20 protein-coding genes are annotated in these 26974 nt (G+C 72.3%); 13 read left to right on the top strand and 7 right to left on the bottom strand.

Annotated features, from left to right (window positions below):
* Positions 1 to 184 precede the first annotated feature (184 nt).
* Both ACWC91_RS40135 and ACWC91_RS40130 read right to left on the bottom strand, forming a co-directional pair.
* Positions 185 to 1273 (bottom strand): NADH-quinone oxidoreductase subunit B family protein, encoded by a 1089-nt coding sequence (locus tag ACWC91_RS40135; protein WP_225080871.1) that lies wholly within the window; start codon positions 1271 to 1273, stop codon positions 185 to 187.
* A gap of 262 nt (positions 1274 to 1535) precedes the next feature.
* Entirely contained in the window at positions 1536 to 2615 is a 1080-nt protein-coding gene (locus ACWC91_RS40130) for a PucR family transcriptional regulator (protein ID WP_225080870.1), read from the bottom strand.
* A 197-nt stretch (positions 2616 to 2812) separates the two neighbouring features.
* Here ACWC91_RS40130 and ACWC91_RS40125 point away from each other — a divergent pair, with 197 nt between their 5' ends.
* From ACWC91_RS40125 to mgrA, 8 genes are all read left to right on the top strand, one after another.
* Positions 2813 to 3259 carry an SPW repeat protein gene (locus tag ACWC91_RS40125; protein WP_141367194.1) on the top strand — a complete coding sequence of 149 codons (447 nt, stop codon included), beginning with the start codon at positions 2813 to 2815 and terminating at the stop codon, positions 3257 to 3259.
* 200 nt (positions 3260 to 3459) lie between these two features.
* Positions 3460 to 4905: a glyceraldehyde-3-phosphate dehydrogenase gene (locus ACWC91_RS40120; RefSeq protein ID WP_225080869.1), complete on the top strand. Its 1446-nt coding sequence runs from the start codon at positions 3460 to 3462 to the stop codon at positions 4903 to 4905.
* Positions 4906 to 4953: 48 nt separating this feature from the next.
* On the top strand, positions 4954 to 5430 hold the full coding sequence (locus ACWC91_RS40115; RefSeq protein WP_450643962.1) for an N-acetyltransferase family protein: 477 nt from the start codon (positions 4954 to 4956) through the stop codon (positions 5428 to 5430).
* Positions 5431 to 5635: 205 nt separating this feature from the next.
* Positions 5636 to 8017, top strand: coding sequence for a SpoIIE family protein phosphatase (locus ACWC91_RS40110; RefSeq protein ID WP_450643963.1), 2382 nt, complete (start codon positions 5636 to 5638; stop codon positions 8015 to 8017).
* Between the two features lie 271 nt (positions 8018 to 8288).
* A complete protein-coding gene (locus tag ACWC91_RS40105; RefSeq protein ID WP_450643964.1) occupies positions 8289 to 10910 on the top strand; it encodes a SpoIIE family protein phosphatase in 2622 nt (873 codons plus the stop codon).
* An 849-nt stretch (positions 10911 to 11759) separates the two neighbouring features.
* Positions 11760 to 12962 (top strand): PP2C family protein-serine/threonine phosphatase, encoded by a 1203-nt coding sequence (locus tag ACWC91_RS40100; protein ID WP_376505926.1) that lies wholly within the window; start codon positions 11760 to 11762, stop codon positions 12960 to 12962.
* A 170-nt stretch (positions 12963 to 13132) separates the two neighbouring features.
* Positions 13133 to 13540 (top strand): roadblock/LC7 domain-containing protein, encoded by a 408-nt coding sequence (locus tag ACWC91_RS40095; protein ID WP_376505924.1) that lies wholly within the window; start codon positions 13133 to 13135, stop codon positions 13538 to 13540.
* A gap of 150 nt (positions 13541 to 13690) precedes the next feature.
* Positions 13691 to 14734 (top strand): L-glyceraldehyde 3-phosphate reductase, encoded by a 1044-nt coding sequence (gene mgrA, locus ACWC91_RS40090; RefSeq protein WP_225080865.1) that lies wholly within the window; start codon positions 13691 to 13693, stop codon positions 14732 to 14734.
* 151 nt (positions 14735 to 14885) lie between these two features.
* Here mgrA and ACWC91_RS40085 read toward each other — a convergent pair whose 3' ends face one another.
* Positions 14886 to 16190, bottom strand: coding sequence for an extracellular catalytic domain type 1 short-chain-length polyhydroxyalkanoate depolymerase (locus ACWC91_RS40085; RefSeq protein ID WP_450644619.1), 1305 nt, complete (start codon positions 16188 to 16190; stop codon positions 14886 to 14888).
* A 249-nt stretch (positions 16191 to 16439) separates the two neighbouring features.
* Between ACWC91_RS40085 and ACWC91_RS40080 the strand changes: the two genes are divergently transcribed.
* Both ACWC91_RS40080 and ACWC91_RS40075 read left to right on the top strand, forming a co-directional pair.
* On the top strand, positions 16440 to 17795 hold the full coding sequence (locus tag ACWC91_RS40080; protein WP_281156837.1) for an endo-1,4-beta-xylanase: 1356 nt from the start codon (positions 16440 to 16442) through the stop codon (positions 17793 to 17795).
* Between the two features lie 363 nt (positions 17796 to 18158).
* Complete coding sequence (locus tag ACWC91_RS40075; RefSeq protein ID WP_225080862.1) at positions 18159 to 19277, top strand: PP2C family protein-serine/threonine phosphatase; 1119 nt, start codon at positions 18159 to 18161, stop codon at positions 19275 to 19277.
* 386 nt (positions 19278 to 19663) lie between these two features.
* Here the strand turns inward: ACWC91_RS40075 and ACWC91_RS40070 are convergent, their stop codons facing one another.
* Positions 19664 to 20737: an NAD(+)/NADH kinase gene (locus ACWC91_RS40070; protein ID WP_225080861.1), complete on the bottom strand. Its 1074-nt coding sequence runs from the start codon at positions 20735 to 20737 to the stop codon at positions 19664 to 19666.
* Positions 20738 to 20987: 250 nt separating this feature from the next.
* Between ACWC91_RS40070 and ACWC91_RS40065 the strand changes: the two genes are divergently transcribed.
* Positions 20988 to 21158 carry a hydrophobic protein gene (locus ACWC91_RS40065; protein ID WP_225080860.1) on the top strand — a complete coding sequence of 57 codons (171 nt, stop codon included), beginning with the start codon at positions 20988 to 20990 and terminating at the stop codon, positions 21156 to 21158.
* A gap of 83 nt (positions 21159 to 21241) precedes the next feature.
* Here the strand turns inward: ACWC91_RS40065 and ACWC91_RS40060 are convergent, their stop codons facing one another.
* The 3 genes from ACWC91_RS40060 to ACWC91_RS40050 form a co-directional block, all read right to left on the bottom strand.
* Positions 21242 to 22261, bottom strand: coding sequence for a sigma-70 family RNA polymerase sigma factor (locus tag ACWC91_RS40060; RefSeq protein WP_450644614.1), 1020 nt, complete (start codon positions 22259 to 22261; stop codon positions 21242 to 21244).
* 134 nt (positions 22262 to 22395) lie between these two features.
* Positions 22396 to 23139, bottom strand: coding sequence for a DUF2249 domain-containing protein (locus ACWC91_RS40055; protein WP_225080858.1), 744 nt, complete (start codon positions 23137 to 23139; stop codon positions 22396 to 22398).
* A gap of 182 nt (positions 23140 to 23321) precedes the next feature.
* Positions 23322 to 23654: a cupin domain-containing protein gene (locus ACWC91_RS40050; protein ID WP_225080857.1), complete on the bottom strand. Its 333-nt coding sequence runs from the start codon at positions 23652 to 23654 to the stop codon at positions 23322 to 23324.
* A 195-nt stretch (positions 23655 to 23849) separates the two neighbouring features.
* Between ACWC91_RS40050 and ACWC91_RS40045 the strand changes: the two genes are divergently transcribed.
* Complete coding sequence (locus tag ACWC91_RS40045; RefSeq protein WP_450644951.1) at positions 23850 to 25208, top strand: PP2C family protein-serine/threonine phosphatase; 1359 nt, start codon at positions 23850 to 23852, stop codon at positions 25206 to 25208.
* 133 nt (positions 25209 to 25341) lie between these two features.
* Entirely contained in the window at positions 25342 to 26874 is a 1533-nt protein-coding gene (locus tag ACWC91_RS40040) for a hypothetical protein (protein ID WP_450644949.1), read from the top strand.
* Positions 26875 to 26974: the final 100 nt, after the last annotated feature.

The raw sequence follows: 26974 nt of genomic DNA, 5'->3' as shown, positions 1-26974 counted from the left end.
CCCAGGTTCCCGATGATCCGTGTGATCGGATCCCAGGACATGTCCACGATCTGAGCGGGCTTACGCCCCGCCCGACGCACCTCGGTAGTCGCCATCTCGGTCTGAACCTCGTTCCTCGCTGCGGGCTGGGAGAGCGGGCTTGCCGCCGGTCGGCGCGGCGGCGGAATGTGCGCCGCCCACGCCCTCAGGGACGCCAGTGCGGGTCGAAACCGCTGGTCAGTTTGCGTTTGTTGTGGCGCCACTTGGGCTCGTGGTTCACCATGTCGTTCGTCAGGCCGCGCAGTCGCCGGATGACCGCCCCGTAGGGTTTGACCAGCATCGACGACAGGGTGCCGCCGGGCGGCTCGTCCATGAACGGCATGAACGCGTCGGGGAAGCCCGGCATGGTGCAGCCGATGCAGATGCCGCCGACGTTGGGGCAGCCGCCGATGCCCGCCATCCAGCCGCGCTTGGGCACGTTGCAGTTCACGACCGGACCCCAGCAGCCCGTCTTCACCAGGCACTTGGGAGAGTTGTAGTCCATGGCGAAGCTCGCCTGCTCGTAGTACGAGCCCCGGTCGCAGCCCTCGTGCACCGTCTTCCCGAACAGCCACTGCGGGCGCAGCATGTCGTCCAGCGGCGGCGCCGGCGCCGTCCCCGCCGCGTGGTAGAGCACCCAGATCAGGGTCTCCATGAAGTTCTCCGGCTGGATCGGGCAGCCGGGCACGTTCACCACCGGCAGGCCGCTCTCCGCCTTGAAGTCCCAGCCCAGGTAGTCGGCCAGCCCCATGCAGCCCGTCGGGTTCCCCGCCATCGCGTGGATGCCGCCGTAGGTGGCGCAGGTGCCGGCCGCGACCACGGCCCAGGCCCGGGGAGCGAGCTGGTCGATCCACCAGTTCAGCGTCTGCGGTTCGCCGGTGTCCGGGTCGTTGCCGAACGACGTCCAGTAGCCGTCCCCGTCGATGATCCGCTGGTTCGGGACCGAACCCTCGATGACGAGGATGAACGGGGTCAGCTCACCGCGTACCGCGGCCCGGTACGGGGCGAGGAAGTCCTCGCCGCCCAGGCTCGGCGAGAGCACCTTGTTGACCAGGTTCACCTTCGGCAGACCGGGGATCAGCCCCAGCACCACGTCCTCGATGGAGGGCTGGTCGGCGGCGGTCAGCGAGACGGTGTCGCCGTCGCAGCTCATGCCTTCGGAGATCCAGAGGATGGTGATCTCGTCGAAACCCGCACGCTCCTGGGGCGTCGCAGGCTCCCGGCTGACTTCAGTGGTACCGCCTTGGGTCGTCATGTCGTCGGCCTCCCGTGGAGTCGGTGGGGGAGTCGGTCGCAGGCGGCGGCCCGGAGGCCGCGGCATGCCGGGACGGACGTCGCGGTACCGGCCGGACCGGCCGGGGAGGAGGACGCGTGGTCCTCCGGGCCACGGCGGCGCGACGTACCCACCGAATCCCTTCACCAGGCTCACACCGGTCCGGGAGCACCGCTCGTTGTGTACGGGCAGTGGAGTGAACGGCGCCGCCGCCGGGCGGACGGCGCTCCTCGGCCGCGGCCCCTCAGAGCTCGGCGGTGGGCCAGCCGAGGAGGCGCGCGCCGATCACGGCGGTCTGGAGGGTGTAGCGGTGCACGGGGTCGGCCGGGTCGGCTCCGGTCAGCTTGTGGATGCGCTCCAGGCGGTAGGTGAAGGCGCGCACGCTGAGGTTGAGGCGGCGGGCCGCCTCCGCGGCCGTGCAGCCGGCGTCGAAGTAGGCGATCAGGGTGTCCAGGAGCGGCTGGGCGCCGCCGCGGGCGGTCGTCAGCGGGCCCAGCGTGTCGCGGACCAGGTCGGCCATGGCCTCCCGGTCCCGGGTCAGGACCGGATACACCAGGAGGTCGGAGGACCGCAGGACGGGCTCCTGGAGGTCCAGCCGGTCCGCGAGTTCCAGGGCGTTGAGGGCCTCCTCGTAGGAGTGGACCACTCCCCCGGCGCCCGGGTGGGGGCGTCCGATGGCGACCCGGCCGCCCTCGGTGGAGGCGTACGCCTGCTTGGCGAAGAACGCCAGGACGTCGTCCTGGTCGCCCGGGGCGATACAGATGAGCCGGCCGTCCTTGGTGGTGAGCAGGATGCGCCGGTCGCCGAACCGGGTGACCACCTCGGTCTCGACGTACCGGGCGGCCGGGTGCGTGTCGTCGACGGGCTCGCCGCCCTGGGCGACGGCCACGGCGTGGGCGCGGGAGAACAGCAGTCCGTAGCGTTCCGCGCGTTCGCCCAGCCGCCCGAGGTCGCTGCGGCCGTAGAGCAGGTCGTCGATGAACTCCCGGCGGGCGGCCTCCTCCTTGCGCATGGCGAGCTTCTGCGCCCGGTCGTGGCCCTCGGCGAACGCGTCGACGGCCTGCTCCACCGCGGTGAGGACCTGTTCGACGCCGGCGGACGCCAGCGCGGGCGCGAAGTCCCTCGCCTCGGAGAGGTGCCGGCGGACGAGCCTGCGCAGTCCGTGACCGGCCTCCGCCGCCCGCTCCCCCTGGGCGCGCAGCAGGTCCAGCTCGTCCCGGGTCAGGCGGCGTCCGGTGGCACAGACGTCGGCCAGGATCTGCGCGTACCCCGTCAGATACTCGTCGGGTACCTCTGGCCCCGTCACTCGCCCTCCCCGGGTCATCCCTGCACGTCAGCGGCGCCCTATTGACGCACACCCGACAAGATTGACAGATGGATGCGCACTCCCCGCCCTGGGCGCGCACTGTGACGTAACTCACCGCAAGAAGACGGGCAAGCGCATATAAACCCCCCATAAGGGGGACATTGCCTTATAGGAGAACTCCACACTGGCAACCTCATGGAGAGGAGACGGCAGTGATGTCGTATCCGCAGCACTCCACCGGAATGAGCTCGCACCCGGAGATCGCCGAGATGCGAGAACGCCTCGAGCGTACGGCCGCCAGCAACCGGGCGATCGTCATCGAGGGGCTGATCGTGCTGGCCGGTGTCTACGCCGCGATTTCGCCGTGGGTGGTGCACTTCGCCGCCCAGCCCAGCCTCACCGTCAACAACCTGATCATCGGCATCACGGTCGCCCTGATCGGCCTCGGCCTCACCCTGGCCCCCGAGCGCATGTTCCGCCTGGCATGGCTCCTCGCCCCGCTCGGCGTGTGGCTGGTCATCTCCCCCTGGGTCGTGCCCGCGGCCCACGGCTCCCGCGCCGGCGTCATCTGGAACAACTGCTGGCTGGGCGCGATCACGGCCCTGCTGGGGCTCGCCGCCATGGGGCTGACCGTCGGACTCACCCGCCGCACCCGCCGGTGACCCGACCCACCCGCCACACCACCGGTGACCCGGGGACACCGGCGCCCACCACGCCACGACGGAGGGCCCGTATCCACCGACCACAAGAGGAAATCCCGACCGTGGGCCGTACCCCGCACGACAGCGGGTACGGCCCACTGTCATGATCGACAACCCATGGGGTTAGCATATGAGCGCCGCCTAGCTCGAAAGATAGATCTGTGACTGTCAACGACGACTCGTTCACCAACTGGAAGCACCGCGAAGAGATCGCGGAGTCGATGATCCCGATGATCGGGAAGCTGCACCGGGAGCGGGACGTCACCGTCCTCCTCCACAGCCGCTCCCTGGTGAACAAGTCGGTGGTGAGCATCCTCAAGACCCACCGGTTCGCCCGTCAGATCGCCGGTCAGGAGCTGTCCGTCACCGAGACGCTCCCCTTCCTGCGGGCCCTGGCCACGCTCGACCTCGGGCCGTCCCAGATAGACATCGGCATGCTGGCCGCGACGTACCGCGAGGACGACCGCGGCCTGTCGGTGGAGGAGTTCACCGCCGAGGCCGTCGCCGGCGCCACCGGCGCCAACAAGATCGAGTGCCGCGAGGGGCGCGACGTCGTCCTCTACGGCTTCGGCCGCATCGGCCGGCTCGTGGCCCGCCTGCTCATCGAGAAGGCCGGCTCCGGCAACGGCCTGCGCCTGCGCGCCATCGTCGTGCGCGGAGGCGGCGAGCAGGACATCGTCAAGCGCGCCTCGCTGCTGCGCCGCGACTCCATCCACGGCCAGTTCCAGGGCACCATCACCGTCGACGAGGCGAACAGCACGATCGTCGCCAACGGCAACGAGATCAAGGTGATCTACGCCGACGACCCGACGTCGGTGGACTACACGGCGTACGGCATCAAGGACGCCATCCTCATCGACAACACCGGCAAGTGGCGCGACCGCGAGGGGCTGTCCAAGCACCTGCGCCCCGGCATCGACAAGGTCGTGCTGACCGCGCCGGGCAAGGGCGACGTCCCCAACATCGTCCACGGCGTCAACCACGACACCATCAAGCCGGACGAGCAGATCCTGTCCTGCGCCTCCTGCACCACCAACGCGATCGTCCCGCCGCTGAAGGCGATGGACGACGAGTACGGCGTGCTGCGCGGCCACGTGGAGACCGTCCACTCGTTCACCAACGACCAGAACCTGCTGGACAACTACCACAAGGCCGAGCGCCGCGGCCGCTCCGCGCCGCTCAACATGGTCATCACCGAGACCGGCGCCGCCTCCGCCGTGGCCAAGGCGCTGCCCGACCTCACGGCGAAGATCACCGGCAGCTCGATCCGCGTGCCGGTCCCGGACGTCTCGATCGCGATCCTCAACCTCCAACTGGCGCGCGAGACCAGCCGCGAGGAGGTCCTGGACTACCTGCGCAACGTGTCGCTGACCTCGCCGCTCAAGCGCCAGATCGACTTCACCAGCGCCCCCGACGCGGTCTCCAGCGACTTCATCGGCTCGCGCCACGCCTCGATCGTCGACGCCGGCGCCACCAAGGTCGAGGGCGACAACGCGATCCTCTACCTCTGGTACGACAACGAGTTCGGCTACTCCTGCCAGGTCATCCGCGTCGTCCAGCACGTCTCCGGGGTGGAGTACCCGACCTACCCCGCGCCCGCGGTCTGATCCGCACCCGTTGTCCGTCGGCGGGACGCGGTGTGTGAGACTGCGCCCATGATCCGCACCGCGACCCCCGCCGACGTCCCCGTCATCCACGCCCTGATCTGCGAACTGGCCGAGTACGAGAAGGCCCTGGCCGAGGTACGGGCGACACCGCGGCAGCTCGCCGAGGCACTGTTCGGCGAGCACCCCGCGGCGTTCGCGCACATCGCGCAGGACGAGGACGGCGAAGCGGTGGGCTTCGCCCTGTGGTTCCTCAACTTCTCCACCTGGCGGGGCGTGCACGGCATCTACCTGGAGGACCTCTACGTCCGCCCGGAGGCCCGCGGCGGCGGGTACGGCCGGGCCCTGCTGACGGAGCTGGCCCGGGTGTGCGTCGAGCGCGGGTACGAACGCCTGGAGTGGTCGGTCCTGAACTGGAACCGGCCGGCGATCGGCTTCTACGAGGCCCTGGGGGCACGCCCGCAGGACGAGTGGACGGTGTACCGGCTGACCGACGAGCCGCTGAAGGCACTGGCCGCGGGAGCGTAACCGGCCCCGCGGACCGACCCGCTCGCGCTGCCCGCTCCGCCCGTCCGGCCCGCGTCGCCCACCTCCCCGCTCCGCCCGTCCCGCCCGCGTCGCTCTTCTCCTCGCGTTGCCCGTCCCGCCTGCATCGACCCCCTCCTAAGCTGCCCGTTTCCCGGGCGGCGGGACACCGCCCCCGATGGCAACATGGCCGGTGGGGGTCCTGCCCGTGGATGAGGGTGAAGGCATGGGCGTCAACGGCGTGAGCGGCGGCAGTCCGGGCGATCCGCTCACCACGACCACGGCGGTGGCGGTCGTCGACGCCGACGGGCTGATCACCTACTGGAGCCAGGGGGCCCAGAACCTGCTCGGCTACTCCGCCGCCGACGTCGTACGGCATCCCGCTCGGGCGCTGCTGCGCGGCCGCGACCCGACCGCCGCGATGTCCCGGCTGCGCCGGAGCGACCGCGCCGGGAACGCGCAGGTGACGGTCCGCCACCGCGCGGGTCACGCGGTGCGACTCATCGTGCGCGTGTGCCCGCTGCTCGCCGCCGACGGCCGCCGCGACTGGCTGATCCTCGGGGCAGGCGCCCCGGCCGGCACCCCTCCCGAAACGCACGCGCCCGGCACCGCCCGCGCAGGCACCAAGGCGACCGGCACAGTCCCTATCGGTACCGCGGCGATCCGCACCACCCCGACCGGCGCCGACGAGGGCAGGCCGTCGCCGGTCGTGACCCGGCACACCCGGCGGACGCTGCTCTCCGGGCAGCCCCAGGTCACCGTCGCCCACACGCCGCCGCGGCACGGCAGGACGGGCCGGCTCGGCCGCGAGCGCACCCGGCCGCGCTCCTTCTTCCCACTGCACGACGACGCGGGCCGGACGCTCGGGATCTGCTACGCCGCCCGGGACGTCACCGTCCAGGACCCGACCCGCGAGCGGCTGGTACTGCTGAACGCCGCCAGCGAACACATCGGCACCACGCTGGATCTCGACCGCACGGTCCACGAGTTCGCGGAGGTCGCCGTCCCGCAGCTCGCCGACTTCGTGGCCATCGACCTCCTGGACGTCGCGACCGCCGGGAAGGGCCCGCCCACCCGCTCGCCGGGCGGCCCGGTCACGCTGCGCCGGGCGGCCCATCTGTCCATCCGGCCGGACCTGCCCAAGGTGATCGCCGAGGTCGGCGAACCCATCCGGTACCCGCCGGGGTCCCTGCAGAACCGCTGCCTGGCCACCGGGGAACCCAGCCGTGAGGCCCTCGGCCCGGGGACGCCCTGGCTCCCCGACGACCCGGTGCGGTGGACCGGGATCAACCGGTTCGGCGTGCACACGCACCTGGTGCTGCCGCTGCGGGCCCGCGGCGTCACGATGGGCGTGGTGACCCTGCTGCGGTGGGAGAACCCCGATCCCTTCACCGAGGACGACCAGCTCCTGATCGAGGATCTCGTGGCACGGGCCGCCGTGTGCGTGGACAACGCCCGGCGCTTCGCCCGCGAGCACCAGGCCGCGCTCACCCTCCAGACCAGTCTGCTGCCGCCCAACCTGCCCCCGCACAACGCCGTCGAGGTCGCCCACCGCTATCTCCCCGCCGACGCGGAGTCGGGGGTGGGTGGGGACTGGTTCGACGTCATCCCGCTCTCCAGTGCCCGGGTCGCGCTGGTGGTGGGCGACGTGATCGGGCACGGCCTGCACGCCGCCGCCAGCATGGGGCGGCTGCGCGCCGCCGTGCAGACGCTCGCCGACCTGGATCAGTCCCCGGACGAACTGCTGGCGCACGTGAACGACCTGGTGATGCGTCTGTCGGACGAGGCCGAGGCGGCCGCCGAGGGCCCGGCGGCGGCCGGCGCGACCTGTGTGTACGCCATCTACGACCCCATCGCCCGGACCATGGTCGTGGCCCGCGCCGGACACCCCACCCCGGCCGTCGCGCACCTGACCGAGCCCGTGGAGTTCCCCGACATCCCCGCCGGCCCGCCCCTGGGGCTGGGCGGCCTGCCGTTCGAGTCGGCCGAGATCCCGTTGGAGGAGGGAAGCGTCGTCGCCCTCTACACCGACGGGCTGATCCAGGCGTCGGACCAGGACGTCGACGTCGGCATCGAGCGGCTGTGCTTCGCCCTGGCCCACCCCGACCGGCCGCTGGAGGAGATCTGCGACATCATGGTCCGCGCCCTGCTGTCGGACCGGCCGCGCGACGACGTCGCCTTCCTCGTCGCCAGGACGCGTGTCCTCAGCCCCGACCGCGTGGCGTCCTGGCACGTACCCGCCGACCCGTCGGCCGTGCGCGTGGTGCGCGACGACGTCAACGACCGGCTGTCCCAGTGGAACCTCGAGGAACTGGCCTTCACCACCGAGCTGATCGTCAGCGAACTGGTCACCAACGCCATCCGCCACGCCCACGGGCCGATCAATCTGCGGCTCATCCACGAGCGCACCCTGATCTGCGAGGTCTCCGACGGCGGCCACACCTCCCCGCACCTGCGGCGCGCGCGCAGCACCGACGAGGGCGGACGCGGCCTGTTCCTGGTCGCCCAGCTCGCCCAGCGCTGGGGTACCCGGTACACAGGCTCCGGCAAGACGATCTGGACGGAGCAGCCCCTGCCTGACGAAATCTAGGCGGAACCACCCAGCCGCCATGAGATTGATCGAATCGGGATTGATCGAACAAACCGGTCGCCCGGCAGGGAAGCACGGTGTTAGAAATGAGAACGTGGTCGGTTGTTCCCGCCAGCCCCGGAGGGCAGCGCAACCGCCGTTCGATGAGCGGCGGGCGGACGATCAGGCCCGCCGCCGTCCGCTGACCTGGACGGCCCGGAGCACGAGCGGGCTTCGTTTTCCACCGTCCTGGCGGCCCGGCACAGTGGCCGCGCAGGTCTTCCTGTTGCAGGTGATCGTCATACTGGTGCTCGTCGCCGCGGCCGCCACCGCCGTGGTGCTCCAGCGGCGGTACGACGGGGAGAGCACCGCGAAGGCGCGCTCCCTGGCCGTCGCGGAGGCGTTCGCGCAGGCACCCGGTACGGCGGTGGCCCTCCAGTCGCCCGATCCGTCGGCACTGCTGAAGATCCCGGCGGAGAAGGCGCAGCTGAGTTCCGGTGTCGACTACATCTCCGTACTGAACAAGCGGGGCGTGCGGCTCACCGACCCGGAGCCGCGGCTGATCGGCACCCCGGCGCAGGAGATCGGCCGGGCCATCGCGGGCAAGACCTTCACCGAGACGTTCCACGGCAGCCCCACCGACTCCGTCCGCGCGGTGGTGCCCGTCGTGGGCGCCGGCCGGCACGTGATCGGCATCGTCACCGCGGGAATCGAGTTCCAGACCCTGGGGCACCTGCTGGACCAGCAGATACCGATGGTGCTGGACGCGGCGGCGCTGGCCGTGGTGCTCGCGACCGGCGGCACCTTCCTCGTCAGCCGGCGGCTGCGCCGTCAGACCCGCGGCCTCGGCCCGACCGAGATGACCCGCATGTACGAGCACCACGACGCCGTGCTGCACGCGGTGCGCGAGGGCGTGCTGATCGTCGACGCCGGCGGACGGCTCCTGCTCGCCAACGACGAGGCGCGCAGGCTGCTGGACCTCCCCCACGACGCCGACCAGCGGCACGTCACGGACCTGGGCCTGAGGCCGGAGATGACTCGGCTGCTGAACTCGGGCGCCGTCGCGTCCGACGCGGTGTTCCCGGCCGGGGACCGGCTGCTCGCGGTCAACACCCGGCGCACCGCCCCGCACGGCAACGCTCCGGGCCTGGTGGCCAGTTTCCGCGACACCACCGAACTGCGCGCCCTGTCCGGCCGGGCCGAGCTGGCCCGGGAACGCCTGACGCTGCTGTACGAGGCCGGGGTGCGCATCGGCACGACGCTGGACGTACGGCGTACCTCTCAGGAACTGGCCGAGGTGGCCGTCCCGCGGGCGGCGGACATCGTCACCGTGGAACTGCTGGAGTCCGTGCTGCGCGGCGAGGAGCCCACCGGATCGACGTCCCGGATGCGCCGCACCGCGCTGTACGGGGCGGACACGCACAGCCCGCTCCAGCCGGTGGGCGACCTCGTCGAGTTCGTGGTGGCCGACACGTCGATGGGGGCGGCGCTGCGGCGCGGCGAGGCGGTGCTGGTCCCGGATCTGCACCGCGCGCAGGACTGGCGGTCCCGGGATCCCCAGGGCGCGGTCCGGGTGCTCGACCACGGCATCCATTCGCTGATCACCGTGCCCCTCAGGGCTCGGGGCGTGCTCCTCGGCATGGTCAACTTCTGGCGGGGCCCCGGCTCGGCCCGGTTCGAGGAGGAGGACGTCGCGGTCACCGAGGAGCTGGTGGCCCGGGCGGCGGTGGCGATCGACAACGCGCGCCGCTACTCCCGCGAGCACGCGATGGCGGTGACCCTTCAGCGCAGTCTGCTGCCCAGGGACCTGCCCGACCAGGACGCGCTGGAGGTGGCCTGGCGGTATCTGCCGGCCCAGTCCGGGGTCGGCGGCGACTGGTTCGACGTCATCCCCCTGCCCGGATTCCGGGTGGCGCTGGTGGTCGGCGACGTCGTGGGGCACGGACTGCACGCGGCGGTGACGATGGGCCGGCTGCGCACGGCGGTGCTGAACTTCTCGTCCCTGGACCTGCCTCCCGACGAACTGCTCGGCCATCTGGACGAGATGGTGATGCGGCTGGACACCCAGACGGCGAGCGCGGACGGCGAGGTGTCCGCGGTCACGGGCGCCACCTGCCTGTACGCCATCTACGACCCGGTGGGAGGGCACTGCGCCATCTCCCGCGCCGGGCACGTCGTACCGGCCGTGGTGGACCCCATGGGCCGGGTGACCTTCCCGGACCTTCCCCTGGCACCGCCGCTGGGGGTGGGCGGGCATCCGTTCGAGTCGGGTGAGCTGAGCCTGCCGGAGGGCAGCCGGCTCGTGCTGTTCACCGACGGTCTGATCGAGGACCGCGGGCGGGACATCGACGAGGGGCTGTCGATGCTCGCCGAGACCGTCGCGCCCGCGGACCGGACTCCGGAGGAGACCTGCCAGGCGCTCATGGAGGTCATGCTGCCGGAGCATCCGAGCGACGACGTGGCTCTGCTCGTCGCCCGGACGCGGCTGCTCGATCCGTCGCGGGTAGCGGTCTGGGACGTGCCGATGGACGTGGAGGCGGTCTCCCGGGTGCGTGGCGAGGTGACCCGCCGGCTGCACGAGTGGGGACTGGAGGAGTCCTGCTTCGCCACGGAACTGGTGCTCAGCGAGCTGCTGACCAACGCCATCCGCTACGGCGCCGAGCCGGTACGGGTCAGGATCCTGCTCGGGCGCACGCTGATCTGCGAGGTGTCGGACGGCAGCAGCACCTCGCCGCACCTCAGGCGCGCGGCCATCACCGACGAGGGCGGCCGTGGTCTGTTCCTGGTCTCGCAGTTCGCGGACCGGTGGGGCACGCGCTATGTGCCGCACGGCAAGGTGATCTGGGCGGAGCTGAGCCTGGACGGCCGCCCGGAGCCGGACCCGGAGGCACTGCTGGACGCAATGGCATGGTGAACGGACCGGCGACGCATCCTTCCGCTCCGGGGCGGGGTGAGTGGCCGGCCACCGGAGCCGTCACGCCGACCGGGTCGCCGGTGCGGCGGGCGCACCGGTGACCGCCAAGGGCATCGCTGGTCCAGCCGCGCGAAACGCCGGCGTCCACTGCCGCCCAGCCCTTCCGGCCCCTGCTGCGACCACAGGTGCCGGGGGCGTCTGCCTCACCCCGCGGGGCAGGGCCCGGCCTCGATGAGCCCGTACGGGCTTGGACCCGCGCGACCTGTCTGGTCGTGGACGCGGCAGGCAACAGCCGCCGGGCACCGGCACGGTGGCCACCCAGGTGGCCGACAGAACCTCGACGCCGGCCCGACCGGCGAGGCCACGGCGACGAAGAACACAAGCACGACGCACCCCCGGACCACATCGCCAACAGCGCAACGGAACCCCCGCCCACCCGAACCTCCCCCCGGCCCCAACCGCGCACGCCCCCCGCCGCAGGGGTGCGGCACAACGGCCGCCCAACTGGCCAACAGAACCTCGACGCCGGACCGACCGGCGAGGCCACGGCGACGAAGAACACAAGCACGACGGACCCCGGACCCACATCGCCGACACCGCGACGGAGCCCCCGCCCACCCGGACCACCCCCGGGTCGAACCGCGCACGATCCCCCGCCGCCGGGCGGCGGGCGCCACCCGAACAGGCGTCGGGCGCCAGGGACATCCAGGGGCTTTCACCAGCGCGGGCCCGCCGCCCGGCCGTACGGCGCGGGGCACGTCCGCGGCAGCCGGCCGAGGGGGCGTGACCGGCCCGTGGACCGGGTGACTGCGCTCGCACCCCGTGCCGCAGCGGTGCACTGTGGTAGGCGTGAGTTCCTGGCAGGGGCGTTTCGCCGACCGGGCGCAGGGGTGGCAGTCGGGTCACATACTGTTGCTGATCCCGGTCGCGCTCATCGTCCTCATCACCGTGTCCGACATCGTCGCCCCTTCCGATATCGTGCTCGGCCCGCTGCTGGTGATAGCCCCCGCGATCACCGCCTGGTTCGAGGGACCGTGGATCACAGGGGTCGTCGGTGCCGCCGCGGTGTTGGCCCAGGGGTTCGCGGGCTGGCGGATGGGCATCCTGCCGTCGCGGGAAGTGTTCGTACAGATGATCGCCCTCGCGGTGCTCTCCTTGATGGTCGTGGCCCTGTGCGCGGTCCGCGACCGCCGCTCCCGCGAGCTGGCCCAGGTCCGGTCGGTCGCCGAAGCCGCGCAGCGGGTGCTGCTCTGGCCCCTGCCCACCCGGATCGGCCCGCTTCAGCTCGCCTCTCGCTACCTGGCCGCGGAGGACGAGGCGTCGATCGGCGGCGATCTCTACGCGGCCGCCCGCACCGACAGCGGTGCCCGGGTGATGATCGGCGACGTACGCGGCAAGGGGCTGCCCGCCATCGGCGAGGCGGCCCTGCTGCTCGGCGCCTTCCGGGAGGCCGCCCACCACCACGCCGCCCTGCCCTCGCTCGCCGCCTCCCTGGAGCGGAGCATCACCCGCTACCTCTCCGACTTCGAACCCGAGGAGGAGGCCGGGGAGCGCTTCGTCACCGCACTGCTGCTGGAGATCCCGGACGACGAGCCGGTCGTGCGGCTGACCAGTTGCGGCCATGTGGCGCCGCTGCTGCTGAGACCGGACAGATCGGTGATGATGCCGGACCTCACTCCCGCCCCGCCGCTCGGGGTCGGCCTGACCGACCCCGACGGCTCCGTCGTCGACGTACTGCCCTTCGGCCACGGCGACACCCTGCTGCTCTACACCGACGGGGCCGTCGAGGCCCGTGACGGCCGCGGCGTCTTCTACCCGCTGGCCGAGCGGACGGCCCAGTGGTCCGACGGTTCCCCGGACTCCCTGCTCCACCACGTCCAGCGCGACCTGCTCGGCCACACCGGCGGGCGTCTCGACGACGACGTGGCCCTGATCGCCATCCGCCGTGTCCCCGCCTCGCCCATCGCTCACCGCTTCGGCCGGATGATCCAGGCCCAGGCCCCAGCTGAACGGCGCCGGCAGGGACATCCACCCCAGGGCTTGCCAAGATGATCACCAAGGCTCGTATAGTGACCGGCAGTTGGGCAACACGTGTCACTGGTGAGTGCCAGGTCTCCGAGCCGGCCCCGAGGCGGCGGACCGCGCTCGACGCCGCCACCCCGCCGACGCGGCCGGCTCCCCGCACTCCCACCCGTACGAGCACCCGGAAGGCGAACCACCTCATGACCGGCCAGACCACCGCCGACGACAAGCTCACCTGGCTCCTGGAGGGCCTGCTGGAGCGGACCCCGGGCGCGCGGCACGCGCTGGTGCTGTCCCGGGACGGACTGAAGCTGTGCCGCACCCCGGAACTCACCCCCGACCAGGCCGACCAGCTCGCCGCGGTCGCCGCGGGCATCCAGTCGCTGTCGCACGGCGCGTCCACCGAGTTCGGCGACAGCACCGGCGGCGTCCGCTCGGCGATGACCGAGTTCTACGGAGGGGTGCTGTTCATCGTCGAGGCCGGCGAGGGCGCGCATCTGGCGTTGATCACCACCGAGGACGCCGACGCCGGGCTCGTCGGGCACACGATGAGCGAACTCGTGGAGCAGCTGGGCGAGCACCTCACCGCGCCGCCGCGCGCCTCCTGAGCCGCGGCCCCGCACGAACGATTCAGAAGCGCCGGCGCTGAGTCCGATGGAACGCAGCGGTTGGACTTCAGGATCATGCTGGAGCAAGGTGGGGGCGTCCCCTCGATCCCGGGGAGACGCCCCTTCATCGCACCACCCGGAGACCCCCCGATGACCTACGTCGCGGATCCTGAGCGTTACGACGGCACCATGCGCTACCGGCGCACCGGCCGCTCGGGGCTCGACCTGCCCGTCCTGTCCCTGGGCTACTGGCACAACTTCGGCGACGACCGGCCCTTCGAGACCCAGCGCGAGATCGCCCTGCGCGCCTTCGACCTGGGCATCACCCATCACGACCTGGCTAACAACTACGGCCCGCCCTACGGCTCGGCGGAGATCAACTTCGGGCGCCTGATGAAGCAGGACCTCGCGCCGTACCGGGACGAGATGGTGATCTCCACCAAGGCGGGCTGGGACATGTGGCCCGGCCCCTACGGCCAGGGCGGCGGTTCCCGCAAGTACCTGCTCGCCTCGCTGGACCAGTCGCTGAAGCGCATGGGCCTGGACTACGTCGACGTCTTCTACTCCCACCGGCTGGACGCGAGCACGCCGCTGGAGGAGACGATGGGCGCGCTGGACACCGCCGTCCGCCAGGGCAAGGCCCTGTACGTCGGCATCTCCTCCTACGACGCCGAGCGCAGCCGGCAGGCGGCCGCCATCCTGCGCGAGCTGGGCACCCCGCTGCTCATCCACCAGCCCTCGTACAGCATGGTCAACCGCTGGATCGAGACCGAGGGGCTGCTGGAGACCGCGGAGGAGGAGGGCTTCGGCGTCATCGGTTTCACCGCCCTGGCCCAGGGGCTGCTGACCGGGCGCTACCTCGACGGCGTGCCGGAGGACTCGCGGGCCGCGCAGGGCACCTCCTTCGACACCGCCTGGCTGTCCGAGGACATGCTGCGCAGGCTGCGGGCCCTGAACGATATCGCGGCCCGCCGCGGGCAGACCCTCGCCCAGATGGCGCTCGCCTGGGCGCTGCGCGACGAGCGCGTCACCTCCTTGGTGATCGGCGCCTCCCGGGTGGAGCAGCTGGAGCAGAACGTGGCCGCGCTGGACCGCATGGACTTCAGCGCCGAGGAGCTGGCCGAGATCGACGAGTACGCCACCGACGGCGGCGTCGACCTGTGGCAGTCCGCCCGCACCGGAAAGCTCGGCTGACCCGCGCCGAAGGGTTCGTGGACGGGGCGGCCGGACTCCACCGAGCCCGGCCGCCCCGCGCCCCGGCTGCCCCTACGGCCGTTTCGAGGCGCCGGGGCGCGTCCGTGGGGCGGTGGTGTCCGCCCGTTCGGCGAGGATGACGACCGGTATCTCAATTCACCTGACAGGCGGCTCCGTTGAGGGTGAAGGACGCCGGATTACCGGTGTTTCCGGTGTGGTTGGCCTGGAAGCCCAGGGTGGTGGAGGCTCCGGGGGCCAGGGTGGAGTTGTAGGCGACGTTGCGTGCGGTGACGGCGCCACTGGTCGGGGAGAAGGTGGCGTTCCAGCCGGAGGTGATGGTCTGTCCGGCCGGCAGTGTGAAGGCCAGCGCCCATCCGTCGATCGGCGCGGTGCCGGTGTTGGTCACCGTGATGGACGCGGTGAGCCCGGTGTTCCAGGCGCTGGTCGTGTACGCCACCCGGCAGGCGCCCGCCGGCGGTGTGGTGGGCGGGTCGGTCGGCGGCGGTGTGGTCGTGGAGTCCAGCCCGAAGAAGGAGATGGCACGGGCGGCCATGCCCGAGGTCGGCAGGGTGTGCCCGGTGCCCTGGATGCTGACGGCCTCGACGGGCGCCTGGGTGCCGGTGCCGCCGTAGCGCGTACGGGTCCAGGTGGACTGCGGGTGATCGGTGAAGGCGGGGGTCTGGCTCACGCCCAGGACGTCGGTCCACTGCTTGATCTCTTCACCGAAGTTCGGGTAGCGCAGGGTGGTGTCCTCGGTGCCGTGCCACACCTGCATGCGCGGCCGGGGGCCGTTGTAGCCGGGGTAGGCGCCGCGGGCCAGGTCGCCCCACTGCTGGGGTGTCCTGATCACGGTGCCGTTCGCGCAGGCGCTGTTCCACTCGGAGCCGTCGGTGGTGGCGAAGCAGCCGAAGGGCACCCCCATGAAGGCGGCGCCGGCCTTGAACACGTCGGGGTAGTCGCCGAGCAGGACGTTGGTCATCATCGCCCCCGAGGAGGCGCCGGTGACGAAGACGCGCGCCGGGTCGGCCCCGTAGTGCTGCTGGGCGTAGGTGACCATCGACATGATGCCGACCGGGTCGCTCCCGCCGCCGCGCTTGAGCGCCTGCGGCGAGGACACGTCGAAGCAGCCGCCGCTGCGCGTGGCCGAGGGGTAGATGACGAGGAAGCCGTACCGGTCGGCCAGGGAGGCGAACTCGGTGCCCGAGTAGAACGCGGGCCCGGAGCCGGTGCAGTAGTGCACGGCCACGAGCACCGCGGGCCGGGCCGGCGCGCTGTCCGGACGGTACACGTACATGCGCAGGTTGCTCGGGTTCGTGCCGAACCCGGTCACCTCCGTCAGGGAGGCCGCCTGGGCGCTCGGCGCGGTCAGCAGGAGTGCCGCGAGCAGGGGCGTCACACCCGCGAGCAGGGCCGCCAGCAAGGTGCGGAGTCCGGGCCTTCTTCGGGTTCGGGGCATGTCCTCGTCCTTTGCTTCGAAACTTTCGAATCGATTTCGGGAAGGCGCCGCGTCACGCTAGAGGTGCCGCACAGTGGCGTCAACCACTGGGATCGCCCGTAACTCACAAAGGAACGGCGGGAGGTCGAGCTTCGGCCATCCGTCAGTACGGCATGCGCGAACCGTTGACCGGCTCCCGTTCTGTTCGTAACCTGCGCGTCACATTCGACCTCGGCAGCGAAACTTTCGAGAAACGGAGATGGCATGCCCATGCCCAGACGAGCGGCTCAGGCGTTCACGGCCGTCCTGCTCGCCGCTTCCACCGTCACGGCCCTGTCGCACACCGCCGCGGCCGCCGACACACTGGGGTCCGCCGCCGCCGGAAAGGGCCGTTACTTCGGCGCCGCCGTGGCCGCGAACCACCTCGGCGAATCGGCCTACGCCGGCACGCTCGACCGCGAGTTCAACCAGGTGACGCCCGAGAACGAGATGAAGTGGGACGCCACCGAGGGCACCCGCAACACCTTCACCTTCGGCGCCGCCGACCAGATCGTCAGCCACGCGCAGAGCCTGAACATGAAGGTCCGCGGGCACACGCTGGTCTGGCACTCCCAGCTCCCCTCCTGGGTCTCCGGCCTGGCCGCCACCGACCTGCGCTCGGCGATGAACAACCACATCACCCAGGTCATGCAGCACTACAAGGGCAAGATCTACGCCTGGGACGTGGTCAACGAGGCGTACCAGGACGGCTCCAGCGGGGCCCTGCGCAGTTCCCCGTTCGCGGACAAGCTCGGCAGCGGCTTCATCGAGGAGGCCTTCCGCACGGCCCGCAGCGTCGACCCGAACGCCAAGCTCTGCTACAACGACTACAACACCGACGGCGTCAACGCGAAGAGCAACGCGGTCTACGCCATGGTCAAGGACTTCAAGTCCCGGGGCGTGCCGATCGACTGCGTGGGCTTCCAGTCCCACTTCAACAGCGCCTCCCCCGTTCCGTCCGACTACCAGGCCAATCTGCAGCGCTTCGCCGACCTCGGGGTGGACGTGCAGATCACCGAGCTCGACATCGAGGGCTCCGGCACCGCCCAGGCCAACAACTACTCGAACGTCGTCAAGGCCTGCCTGGCGGTGACCCGTTGCACGGGCCTCACCGTCTGGGGGATCACCGACAAGTACTCCTGGCGCAGCAGCGGCACTCCCCTGCTGTTCGACTCCAACTACGGCAAGAAGCCCGCGTACGACGCGGCCCTCGCCGCGCTCGGCGGCTCGGGCACCGGCGGAGGCGGAGACGGTGGCGGCGGCAACCCGGGCGGCAACGCCTCCTGCACGGTCTCCTTCACCAGGACCTCGGACTGGAACGACGGCTACAACGGTGAGGTCGTCGTGAAGGCGGGCTCCGCCCCGATCAACGGCTGGACCGTGACGCTCACCTTCACCCCGCCGCAGAAGGTCGGCAGCCTGTGGAACGGCACCGCCAGCTGGGACAGCAGCGGCAACGTCATGACCGTGCGCGCCGCCTCCTACAACGGCAGTCTCGCGGCGGGCGCCTCGACCAGCTTCGGCTTCACCGCGGTGAAGAACGGCAACAACTCCACACCGGCGCTGGGAGCCTGCACGGCGTCCTGAACCGGGCCCGGGCACTTCACGTACGACCGGGGCGCACCTCGCGGGGCGCCCCGGTCGTGCCCCGTTCGCGGCGGTCCCCGGCCTCGCTGACATGCCCTTGCCTGGAGCAATGCCGAGGCGGTGACGGTGCGACACAGCACGCTGGTGGTCTTGATCAAGCCCGCCGGGAGTACCTGTGAACAGGCCGCCTGAGTGTTTCCGCGAGGACCGTCGCCCGGAGCCGGGCCGCACCGCCGTGCGCCCGCCCGGACCCGCCACGCTCCCGCCGCCTCCCGGGTACCGCCGGGGCGAGCGGTGAGGCGGCCCGGCCGCGGCACGGACGCGGGCGCCGGTACGCCGCGCACGCCGAGGAAACACTCGCCGTTGCCAGCCCAGCCCCTGTGGCTGCGCTGGCTGCCGGTCTTCTACGTCGTGGTGGTCCTCGCCGTCGAACCGGTCACCCCGGCGCTGTGGCCGGTGAGCTTCGTGCTCACCGCCCTGCCGCTGGTGGCCGCCTTCGGATACGGCCCCGGCGTGGTCGCCGCCGTCACGGTGTTCGCCATCGTCCTGGAGGGCGTCCTGGCCGGCACCCCCTGCTGTGCGGGCCGTTCGGTGGGCAATCTGTGGGACCGCCACTACGTGGCCAACTACATCTGCACCTTCGTGGTGGGCATCCTCGGCACGATCCTCGCGGCGCACCGCGCGCGCCGGGAGCACACCCTCGCCACGGTGCGTTCCGTGGCGGAGACCGCGCAGCGCGTCCTGCTGCGCCCGGTCCCCCACCGTCTCGGCCAGGTCTCCGTGGAGACCTTGTACCTCTCCGCGGCGGCCGAGGCGCAGATCGGCGGCGATCTGTACGAGGCGGTGGCGACCGCGCACGGAGTGCGTCTGCTCATCGGCGACGTCCGCGGCAAGGGCCTGGTCGCCGTGGAGACGGCCGCGACCATGCTCGGAGCCTTCCGCGAGGCCGCGCCCGACGAGCCCGATCTGGCGGCTCTGGCCCGGCGCATGGAGCGCAGCATGAGCCGGTATGCCGCGCAGCTGCCCGGCGCGGAGGCGGCCGAGCGCTTCGTGACGGCGGTGTTCGCGGAGATCCCCGACGACGAGCACGTCGTGCGTCTCGTCAACTGCGGCCACCCGCCTCCGCTGCTCGTCAGCGGCGGCCGGGTGACCGAACTGGAGGCGACCGAGCCCTCGCCGCCCATCAACCTCGGTGGGCTGCTCGGCGGCGGCTACCACGTGGACGTCGAGCCCTTCCGGCCGGGCGACGAGTTGCTGCTGTACACCGACGGTGTCACCGAGACCCGCGATCCCGCCGGCACCTTCTACCCGCTCGCCGAGCGCGTCCGGCCCTGGGCCGGCCTTCCGCCCGGCGAGCTCCTGGCGCACCTGCACGCGGACCTGCTCGCCTACAGCGGCGGAAGCCTCGACGACGACCTGGCCGCCCTGGCCGCCCACCGCCTCCCCGCCGAGCCCGCCCCCGAGCAACGACGCGGAGCGTGACCGAGGCCGGCCGCCCGCGCCCGACGCCTGGGACACGACTCGGCACGACGGGCACGGCCGACTCCGCCGCCACGGGGCGCACGGTTCCGCTGCCGGTCGGCGCCTGTGCGCGTCCGGCTTGACACCGCCGGTGTTCCGGCCGCCCAGGCATGCCCCGCCGACCCGCGAGCCCGGCGCACCACGCAGGCACACCCGAACCGACCCACCCGCACGCCCGGACCGGCCTGCCCGCGCCGATCCCTTCGCCCCGACGGCATCGCGGCCGCCCCGGCATGCCCCAGCCGACCGGCCCGGCACCCGGCGGGCTCGTTACCGGTCGGCGCCCGTGCGCAGACGACCTCGCCCGCCGGGTCGGGCAGGCCCGCGGCGGCCGGTTCGCCCCGGGGTCAAGGGACCTGCCAGGCGTCGCCGGGGCGGGCCGGCAGGGCCAGGTGGTCGAGGTCCGCCGGCCGGGGCGACGTCACCGGCCACAGGGGGGCCGGGGTGCCGTCGGCGACCGCGGCCGGGGCGTCGGTGAGGTTCATGCGGTCACGCAGACGGCCGTAGAAGTCCGTGGGGCCCAGCCGGACGGCCCGCAGCCGGCGCGGGGAGGCGTAGACGCCGATCCAGTCGCCGGGGTCGAGGACGCCGCGGAGCTGGCCGTCGATGCTGACGGCGGCCTGGCCCGAGCGTTCCAGGACGCGCATGCCGACCGGTTCGTCCGGCGCGGCCACGACCGAGCGGTTGAACGCCATGTGCGGGGCGACCGGGGTGAAGACGAGGGCGTCCGCCCGGGGCGAGACGACCGGGCCCCCGGCGGCGAAGCTGTAGGCCGTGGAGCCGGTGGGCGTGGCGACCAGCAGCGCGTCGGCCGAATAGGACGCCAGGAGCCGGCCCGCGAGGTAGACGCCGACGGACACCTGCCGGTCCCGGGCCAGCTTCTCCACCACGACGTCGTTCAGCGCGGTGACGTTCATCGCGATGCCCCAGTCGCCGCCCGCCTGGCAGTCGGCGCGGACACGCGGTGGCGGCAGCAGCGGCCGGCGGCCGTAGCTCATCAGTTCCTCGATGTCGGCGGGCACCTCCAGGCGGCGCGAGGCGCGCAGCGTGAGCATCATCCGGCTCTCCACCGTGAGGCGCTCCGCGACGACGGCGTCCAGCGCGGCACGTACGACCGTGACGGGCACCTCCGTGAGGAAACCGACCCGGCCGAGGTCGACGCCCAGGACCAGGGCGTCGTTCACGGCGGCCAGCCGGGCACCGCGCAGGAACGTGCCGTCGCCGCCGAGGGTGACGATGAGGTCCGGGTCGCCCGCGGCCTCGACCTCCTCCCGGGAGCTGCGCCGCTCTCCGTCGTGCCACACGTCGATGTCCGCGCACCCCACGCCGTGCTCGTCGCACCACTCGCGCACGGTGCGGGCGGCGGCCGTGGCCTCACCGCGCCCGCCGTGGACGACCAGACCGATACGACGCACCGTCACCTCTGCCTCCGGATCTGCGCACCCGAGCCGACTCGGTGCCGGACGCCGTCCTCACCGCGCGGTGCGCACCTCCCGGAACGCCACGCCGCCGGACGGCCCCGCACCACCGCGTCCGACCGCGCCCGACCGGCACCGACCGGGGCGCGGGCAGCATCCACGAGTTCCCCTGCCCCAGGTGTGGAAACACCGGATTTCCCGGGGTGTTTTCCCGCCCATGCCGGGCATCCGGTGTGTCCGGAGGTTGATATCCATGGTTCCCTTGCTGCTGGTTCTCCTGCTCGCTCTGGTCCTCTTCGGCATCGGGTTCGCCCTGAAGGCGCTGTGGTGGATCGCGATCATCGTGCTCGTGCTGTGGCTGCTCGGTTTCGTCGTACGGCCCGCGGGCAGCGGCGGCCGGAGGGGCCGCTGGTACCGCTGGTGACGGCCGTCGCCTCGGTCCGCGGCGGTCGGAGTGGAGCCGTGCGCCCGGTGATCGTGCCGGGCGCACCGTTCTGCGCGGGCGCGTCAGCTCGCCCACGCCAGGAGCCGTTCGCCCGGCTCCTGTTCCCTCAGCTGGGCCAGTGACTGCTTCTCCAGCTGGCGCACGCGCTCACGGGTCAGGCCCACGTGCTGGGCGACCTCGTTCAGGGTGCGCTGGTGCCCGTCGTGCAGGCCGTACCGCAGGCTGAGGATGAGAGCCTCGCGCGGCGCCAGTGTGTCGACGGCCTCCCGCAGTTCCTCGGCCAGCGCCTGGTACTCGGCGACCTCGGGGGCCTGCAGCACCTCCGTGTCGGAGACGAGATCGCCGACCACCGTCTCGCCGGTGTCGTCCACCGGCATGTCCAGGCTGATCACCTGCCGGCCGACGCGGCGCAGCCAGACGACCCTGTCCTCGGCGAGGCCGCTCTCGCGGGCGACCTCCTCGACGGTCGGTTCGTGTTCGAGGCTCAGCTGCAGCTTGCGTTCGATCTTGGCGAGCTTCTGCAACTGCTCCACGACGTGCATCGGCAGCCGCACGGAACGCGCGTGCGTGGCGAGGCCGCGCTCCATCGCCTGGCGGATCCACCAGGTGGCGTAGGTGGAGAACTTGAACCCCTTGGTGTGGTCGAACTTCTCCACGGCCCGGATCAGCCCCAGGTTGCCCTCCTGGATGACGTCGAGCAGCGGCAGCCCGCGGTGGGCGTGGCGTTTGGCCATCGCCACGACGAGCCGGAGGTTGGCCCGCACCATGTGGTCCTTGGCCTCCTGACCGTCCCGCGCGGCGGCCTCCAGTTCCCGCCGGCGCTCCGGCGCGAGCTCACGACCGTCCTCGTCGGCCTGCCGCAGTTCCGCCACGGCGTGCAGCCCGGCTTCGATGCGCTGGGCGAGCCGCACCTCGCCCTCCGCGTCGAGCAGTGGTGTCGCCCCGATCTGGCGCAGGTACTGACCGAGCAGGTCGGGTTCGCCGTCGAGTTCGGGCACCGCGTCGTACCGCTTGGTGGCACGGGCCCGCGCCCGTCGTCCGGTAGGTGCGGACGCCGCCGTCCTCTGCTTCGCGGGAGCCATCACGCGCTCCTCATCTCCTCGCGGCCGCCGCTCGGGTACCCGCAGCGGCCACGGGCTATACGTCCTCGCCGGAGTACGGGTCCTCACCCGTCCCGGACGCCGGGAGCCGTTCCGCCCGGCGGCGGACGAGGGGGTCAGGCCTCGGGAGCCCTCCGGCCGATGCGCACCTGCCATCGCGTGGGTCCGGATTCGAGGTGGTCCCAGGTGAACACGCCGGGAAGGGTGGCTTCGAACTCGCGGCGCAGCGGCTTGGGGTCGTGGTTGTTGACCAGGGTGAACGCTTCGCCGGGCGCCAGGCGGGCGAAGCGGGCGAAGATGCGCGGGTGGCGCCTGCCGTGGGGGATCGAGGTGACGTCGACGACGGCGGGCCGGTCGAGCCGGCCACCCTCGAGCAGGGTCTCGAAGTCCGCGGTCAGGAGTGGCAGGTCGGCGCCGGGCAGCAGGGCGAGCGCGGGCAGCAGCACGTCCTGTTCGACGGCGAGGTGGACGGTGAGGAGGCTCGTGACGTCGCGGGCGGCTCCGGCCGCGGAGTCCGCGTCGTCGGCCGAGGCGAGCGCTTCGATCCGGGCGGCCACAGCGGCCGCCGTGGCCCGTAGAGCCCTGATCAGCAGCCGGGTCTCGGCCGCGCCCGCGGCCGGTGCGTACAGCGCCTGGTCGGTCGCGGCCAGGTGGCGGCGCACCTCGCCGGTGCAGAAGTCGGTCAGGGCCACTCGTGCACGCTCCCGGTCGGCGCGGCCCAGACGGAGTTCGGTCAGCAGCGCCGCCTTGGACCGCAGCACGGTGAGCAGGCGGCGCCGCGCGGCCCGGATCGCCGCCTCGGCCAGGACGGCCGGGTCGGTCGTGGTGTTGCGGATGTGGACCTCGAAGGACTGTGCCACGGCTGTCCCCTTCTCGTGCTCGCTCACCGCAGACGCCGGCACCCCGGCGATTCCCCAATTATTACATGTGCTATTCGTAAAAATAACGGAAGCTGTGGGGTCGGCTCCGCCTCGGCCCGGCACCGCCGGGCCGAGGCCGATGGAACGCGGAGTTCCGCCGATCGCCTCGGGCGACCGCCGGGTCAAGAGGTCTTGGTGACCGTCAGCAGGGCCGCGGCGTCCTCCAGGGCCTCCAGGCTGTGCCGGGCCTGCGGCACGATGAGCAGGTCCCCCGCCATGCCCTCCCACGACGTGTCGCCACTGCGCAACAGCACCCGTCCGCGCAGCACCAGCACGGTCGCCTCGCCCGGGTTGTCGTGCTCGGCCAGGGCCGCGCCGGCGCGCAGGGTGATGAGGGTCTGGCGCAGTACGTGCTCGTGGCCGCCGTAGACGGTCTCCGCGCTGCGGCCGGCCGAGGACGCCTCGGCCCGTCCGAGGTGCTCGCGTGCGAGGGCGTCGAGGGAGATCTTCTGCATCGCTGTGACTCTTCCTCACGAGGGGAGCTGAGCTGGGCAGTTCCGTAGCGTACGCCGGTGCGCCGCGACCTTCGGGCTTTCCCCCTCCGGGTGGTGGCGGGCGGGAACAAGCCACCCCCCTCCCACCCGGCGTAAGGTGGCCGTGCCGGGCCCGGACGGTGAGGACGAGCACCGGCCCTGCCCGGGAGGTGCCCCATGTCGGACGATCCATGGTGGCCGGAGGCGGAAGAGACGGCCGGCCACGGGGACGCCGCCGTCCAGGGAAGCGGCCTGACACCGGGTGGTGAGGCCTTCGAGGAACTCAGCGCCCAGATCCGGCAGCTCAGCCTGGACCGCCGCAGGCTGCACCGCCTGCTGGACGCGGTCGTGGCCATCAGCGCCGACATGGACACCCGCTCCGTGCTGCGGCACCTGGTGCAGGCGGGCACCGAACTCGTCGCCGCGCGCTACGGCGCCCTCGGCGTGCTCGGCGAGGGCGGGCAGATCGTCGACCTGATCACCGTGGGCGTCGTCGACGCCGAGCGGCTTCTGGCCGAGTGCGGGCTCCCGCAGAGCCATGGACTGCTGGGCAGGCTGATCGAGGAGCCCAAGGCGCTGCGGGTCGACGCCATCGCCGCCGATCCCCGCGCGGTCGGCTTCCCGGACGGCCACCCGGTCATGACCACCCTGCTCGGAGTCCCGCTGACCGTGCGCGACACCGTCTACGGCAACCTCTACCTGGCCGACAAGGAGGACGGCACGCCCTTCGCCGACGCCGACGAGGCCCTGCTGACCGCGCTGGCCAGCGCCGCGAGTGTCAGCATCGAGAACTCCCGCCTGTACGGGCGGCTCAAGCGGGCCGCCGAACAGTTCCAGCGCCGTCTGCTGCCGGTGCTGCCCGACCTGTCCCCGCTGCGGGTGGAGGCCCGCTACGAGCCGGCGTCCGAGCTTCCCCACCTCGGTGGTGACTGGTACGACGCCCTCGGGCTGCCCGACGGGGCGGTCCTCGTCGTCGTCGGTGACGTGACCGGCCACGACGTGGAGGCGGCGCCGATGATGGGGCAGATCCGCAACATGCTGCGGGCCCTGGCCTTCGACCGGTGCGGGCCGCCCAGCATGATCGTGGACAGGCTCGACCGGGCACTGACCGCGCTCAGCGATCCGCCGGCCGCCACCCTGGTCCTGGCCCGCGTCGAGCGGGAACCGGACGCCGGGTACGCCCTGCGCTGGACCAACGCGGGGCATCCGCCGCCGCTGCTGATCACCGCCGAAGGCACGGCGCACTGTCTCGCTCCCGACACGCACGGCATCCCGGTCGGCGTCGAACCGGGCCTTCCCCGTCCGGACCACTGGCAGCCGCTGCCCCCGGAGAGCACCCTGCTGCTGTTCACCGACGGCCTGATCGAGCGCCGCGACCGGGACATCGACGCCGGGCTGCGGGACCTGGCGGACCATGCGGCCGCCCTGGCCTCCGCCCCGCTGGACGCGCTGTGCGACGCGCTGCTCGGCCGCCAGGACGGCTACGACGACGACGTGGCCCTGCTGGCCCTGCGCGTGCCACGTCTGCCGGACTGAGCGGACGTCCGCGTCCGCGAGTCCGCCGCTCCCCCGGACGGCCCAACAGCGCTGGGCAGGAGGGGGAGAGGGCGCGTGAGCGGTGGGTGCGTGGTGGAAGGCATGGCGAACCTGCGAGTCGGAGGAGAGCCAGATGCCGGATGCTGTGGTCGAGGGTGCCGTGGGCGGCGACGGCGCCGTGCCGGTCGGCTCCGGCGGGCGCCCCTTCGAGCAGGTGGGCGCGGTCGCCGACGCCGTCCTCTACGAGGGCTACCTGCTCTATCCGTACCGCCGCTCCTCCCCAAAGAACCGCGTCCGGTGGCAGTTCGGGGTGCTGTTGCCGCGCAACTGGGTGGAGCACGACGGACCCGTCACGGTCGGCGTGTCCGGCTCCGCCGACTCCTGGTACCAGCAGACCGAGTGCCTGCTGAGGGACCACGGGCCCGACGCCGTGCTGTGGATCAGGGTGCGTTACCTCCAGACGCAGCACAAGCAGGTGGAGGAGACCGGCCCGGACGGCGGGCACCACCCCGTGGAGTCGCTGCGGACCGGCGACGGCACGACGCATCTGACCTTCGACGAGGCGGTGCCGCGCGAGACCGACCTCGTCGTGCCGCTGGAGGACCTGCTGCGGCGGGAGTGCGCCGCCCCGGTGGGAACGGCGGGCGGCGAGGAGAGCGAGCCGCTGCCCGGGGGCGCCGGGCGGATCGTACGGCGGCGCGCGGAGATCCGGGCGGACACCACGCTCACGGCCGATCGTCTCGCGGACGGACTGGTCCGGCTGCGCGTGCGCACCGAGAACACCGGGCACGCGGCGGACCCGCGGGCCCCGCGTGACACGGCGCTGCGCCAGGCGCTCATCGCCACGCACACCCTGGTCGGCGGCACGGACGTCGAGTTCGTCTCGCTGACCGACCCGCCCGCGGACCTGCTGGAGCACGTCCGCGACTGCCGCAACGCGTTCACCTTCCCCGTCCTCGGCGGCGAACCGCCCGCCGCGGGCGACGGCACCGGCACCGCAGACCACGCCCACTCGCCGGACGGCGCCACCGGACCCGTGCTGCTCTCCGCGCCGATCATCCTGCCCGACCGTCCCCAGGTCGCGCCCGAGAGTCCGGGCGACCTGCACGACGCGGCGGAGATCGACGAGATCCTGACGCTGCGGACGATGCTCCTGACCGACGAGGAGAAGCGCGAGGCGCGCGCCACCGACCCGCGCGCCGCCGAGATCCTGGACCGGGTGGACAGCATGCCGCCGGAGGTCCTCTCCCGGCTGCACGGCGCCATCCGCTCGCTGGCTCCCGCGGCCCCTGCCGCACCCGCCGCCCTGGGGGACTTTTCCGCGGAGCGGCCCGCCTGGTGGCAGGAGGGCGGTGACGACGGCCTCTCCCCCACCACCGAGACGGTGCTCGTCGACGGCGTTCCCGTGGGAGGCGGCAGCCGCGTCCGGCTGCGTCCGCACGGCCGGGGCGCCGACGCCCAGGACATGTTCCTGGCCGGACGGACCGCGCGTGTGGCCGCGGTCTTCCACGACGTGGACGGCAGCGTGCACCTCGCCGTCACCCTCGACGACGACCCCGCGGCCGAACTGCACACCTGGTACGGCCGCTTCCACTACTTCCGGCCCGACGAGCTGGAGCCGTACACCGCCACCGACTCCCGGAACCCGAACAGTGAGGGGCAGTAATTCACATGGCGACTACCGAGGTGCGTCGGGCGGGGCGTAAGCCCGCTCAGATCGTGGACATGTCCTGGGATCCGATCACACGGATCATCGGGAACCTGGG

This window comes from Streptomyces sp. NPDC001204, from assembly GCF_053598035.1.
Note: the sequence above shows the minus strand (reverse complement) of the source record. Positions and strands in the feature narration are given on the sequence as shown.

What these genes read in the sequence shown, in the direction of transcription:
- ACWC91_RS40135 (WP_225080871.1), bottom strand. Translation starts at nt 1,273, where the DNA reads ATGACGACCCAAGGCGGTACCACTGAAGTCAGCCGGGAGCCTGCGACG.
- ACWC91_RS40130 (WP_225080870.1), bottom strand. Translation starts at nt 2,615, where the DNA reads ATGACCCGGGGAGGGCGAGTGACGGGGCCAGAGGTACCCGACGAGTAT.
- ACWC91_RS40125 (WP_141367194.1), top strand. Translation starts at nt 2,813, where the DNA reads ATGTCGTATCCGCAGCACTCCACCGGAATGAGCTCGCACCCGGAGATC.
- ACWC91_RS40115 (WP_450643962.1), top strand. Translation starts at nt 4,954, where the DNA reads ATGATCCGCACCGCGACCCCCGCCGACGTCCCCGTCATCCACGCCCTG.
- ACWC91_RS40095 (WP_376505924.1), top strand. Translation starts at nt 13,133, where the DNA reads ATGACCGGCCAGACCACCGCCGACGACAAGCTCACCTGGCTCCTGGAG.
- mgrA (WP_225080865.1), top strand. Translation starts at nt 13,691, where the DNA reads ATGACCTACGTCGCGGATCCTGAGCGTTACGACGGCACCATGCGCTAC.
- ACWC91_RS40085 (WP_450644619.1), bottom strand. Translation starts at nt 16,190, where the DNA reads ATGCCCCGAACCCGAAGAAGGCCCGGACTCCGCACCTTGCTGGCGGCC.
- ACWC91_RS40080 (WP_281156837.1), top strand. Translation starts at nt 16,440, where the DNA reads ATGCCCAGACGAGCGGCTCAGGCGTTCACGGCCGTCCTGCTCGCCGCT.
- ACWC91_RS40065 (WP_225080860.1), top strand. Translation starts at nt 20,988, where the DNA reads ATGGTTCCCTTGCTGCTGGTTCTCCTGCTCGCTCTGGTCCTCTTCGGC.
- ACWC91_RS40060 (WP_450644614.1), bottom strand. Translation starts at nt 22,261, where the DNA reads ATGGCTCCCGCGAAGCAGAGGACGGCGGCGTCCGCACCTACCGGACGA.
- ACWC91_RS40050 (WP_225080857.1), bottom strand. Translation starts at nt 23,654, where the DNA reads ATGCAGAAGATCTCCCTCGACGCCCTCGCACGCGAGCACCTCGGACGG.
- ACWC91_RS40045 (WP_450644951.1), top strand. Translation starts at nt 23,850, where the DNA reads ATGTCGGACGATCCATGGTGGCCGGAGGCGGAAGAGACGGCCGGCCAC.
- ACWC91_RS40040 (WP_450644949.1), top strand. Translation starts at nt 25,342, where the DNA reads ATGCCGGATGCTGTGGTCGAGGGTGCCGTGGGCGGCGACGGCGCCGTG.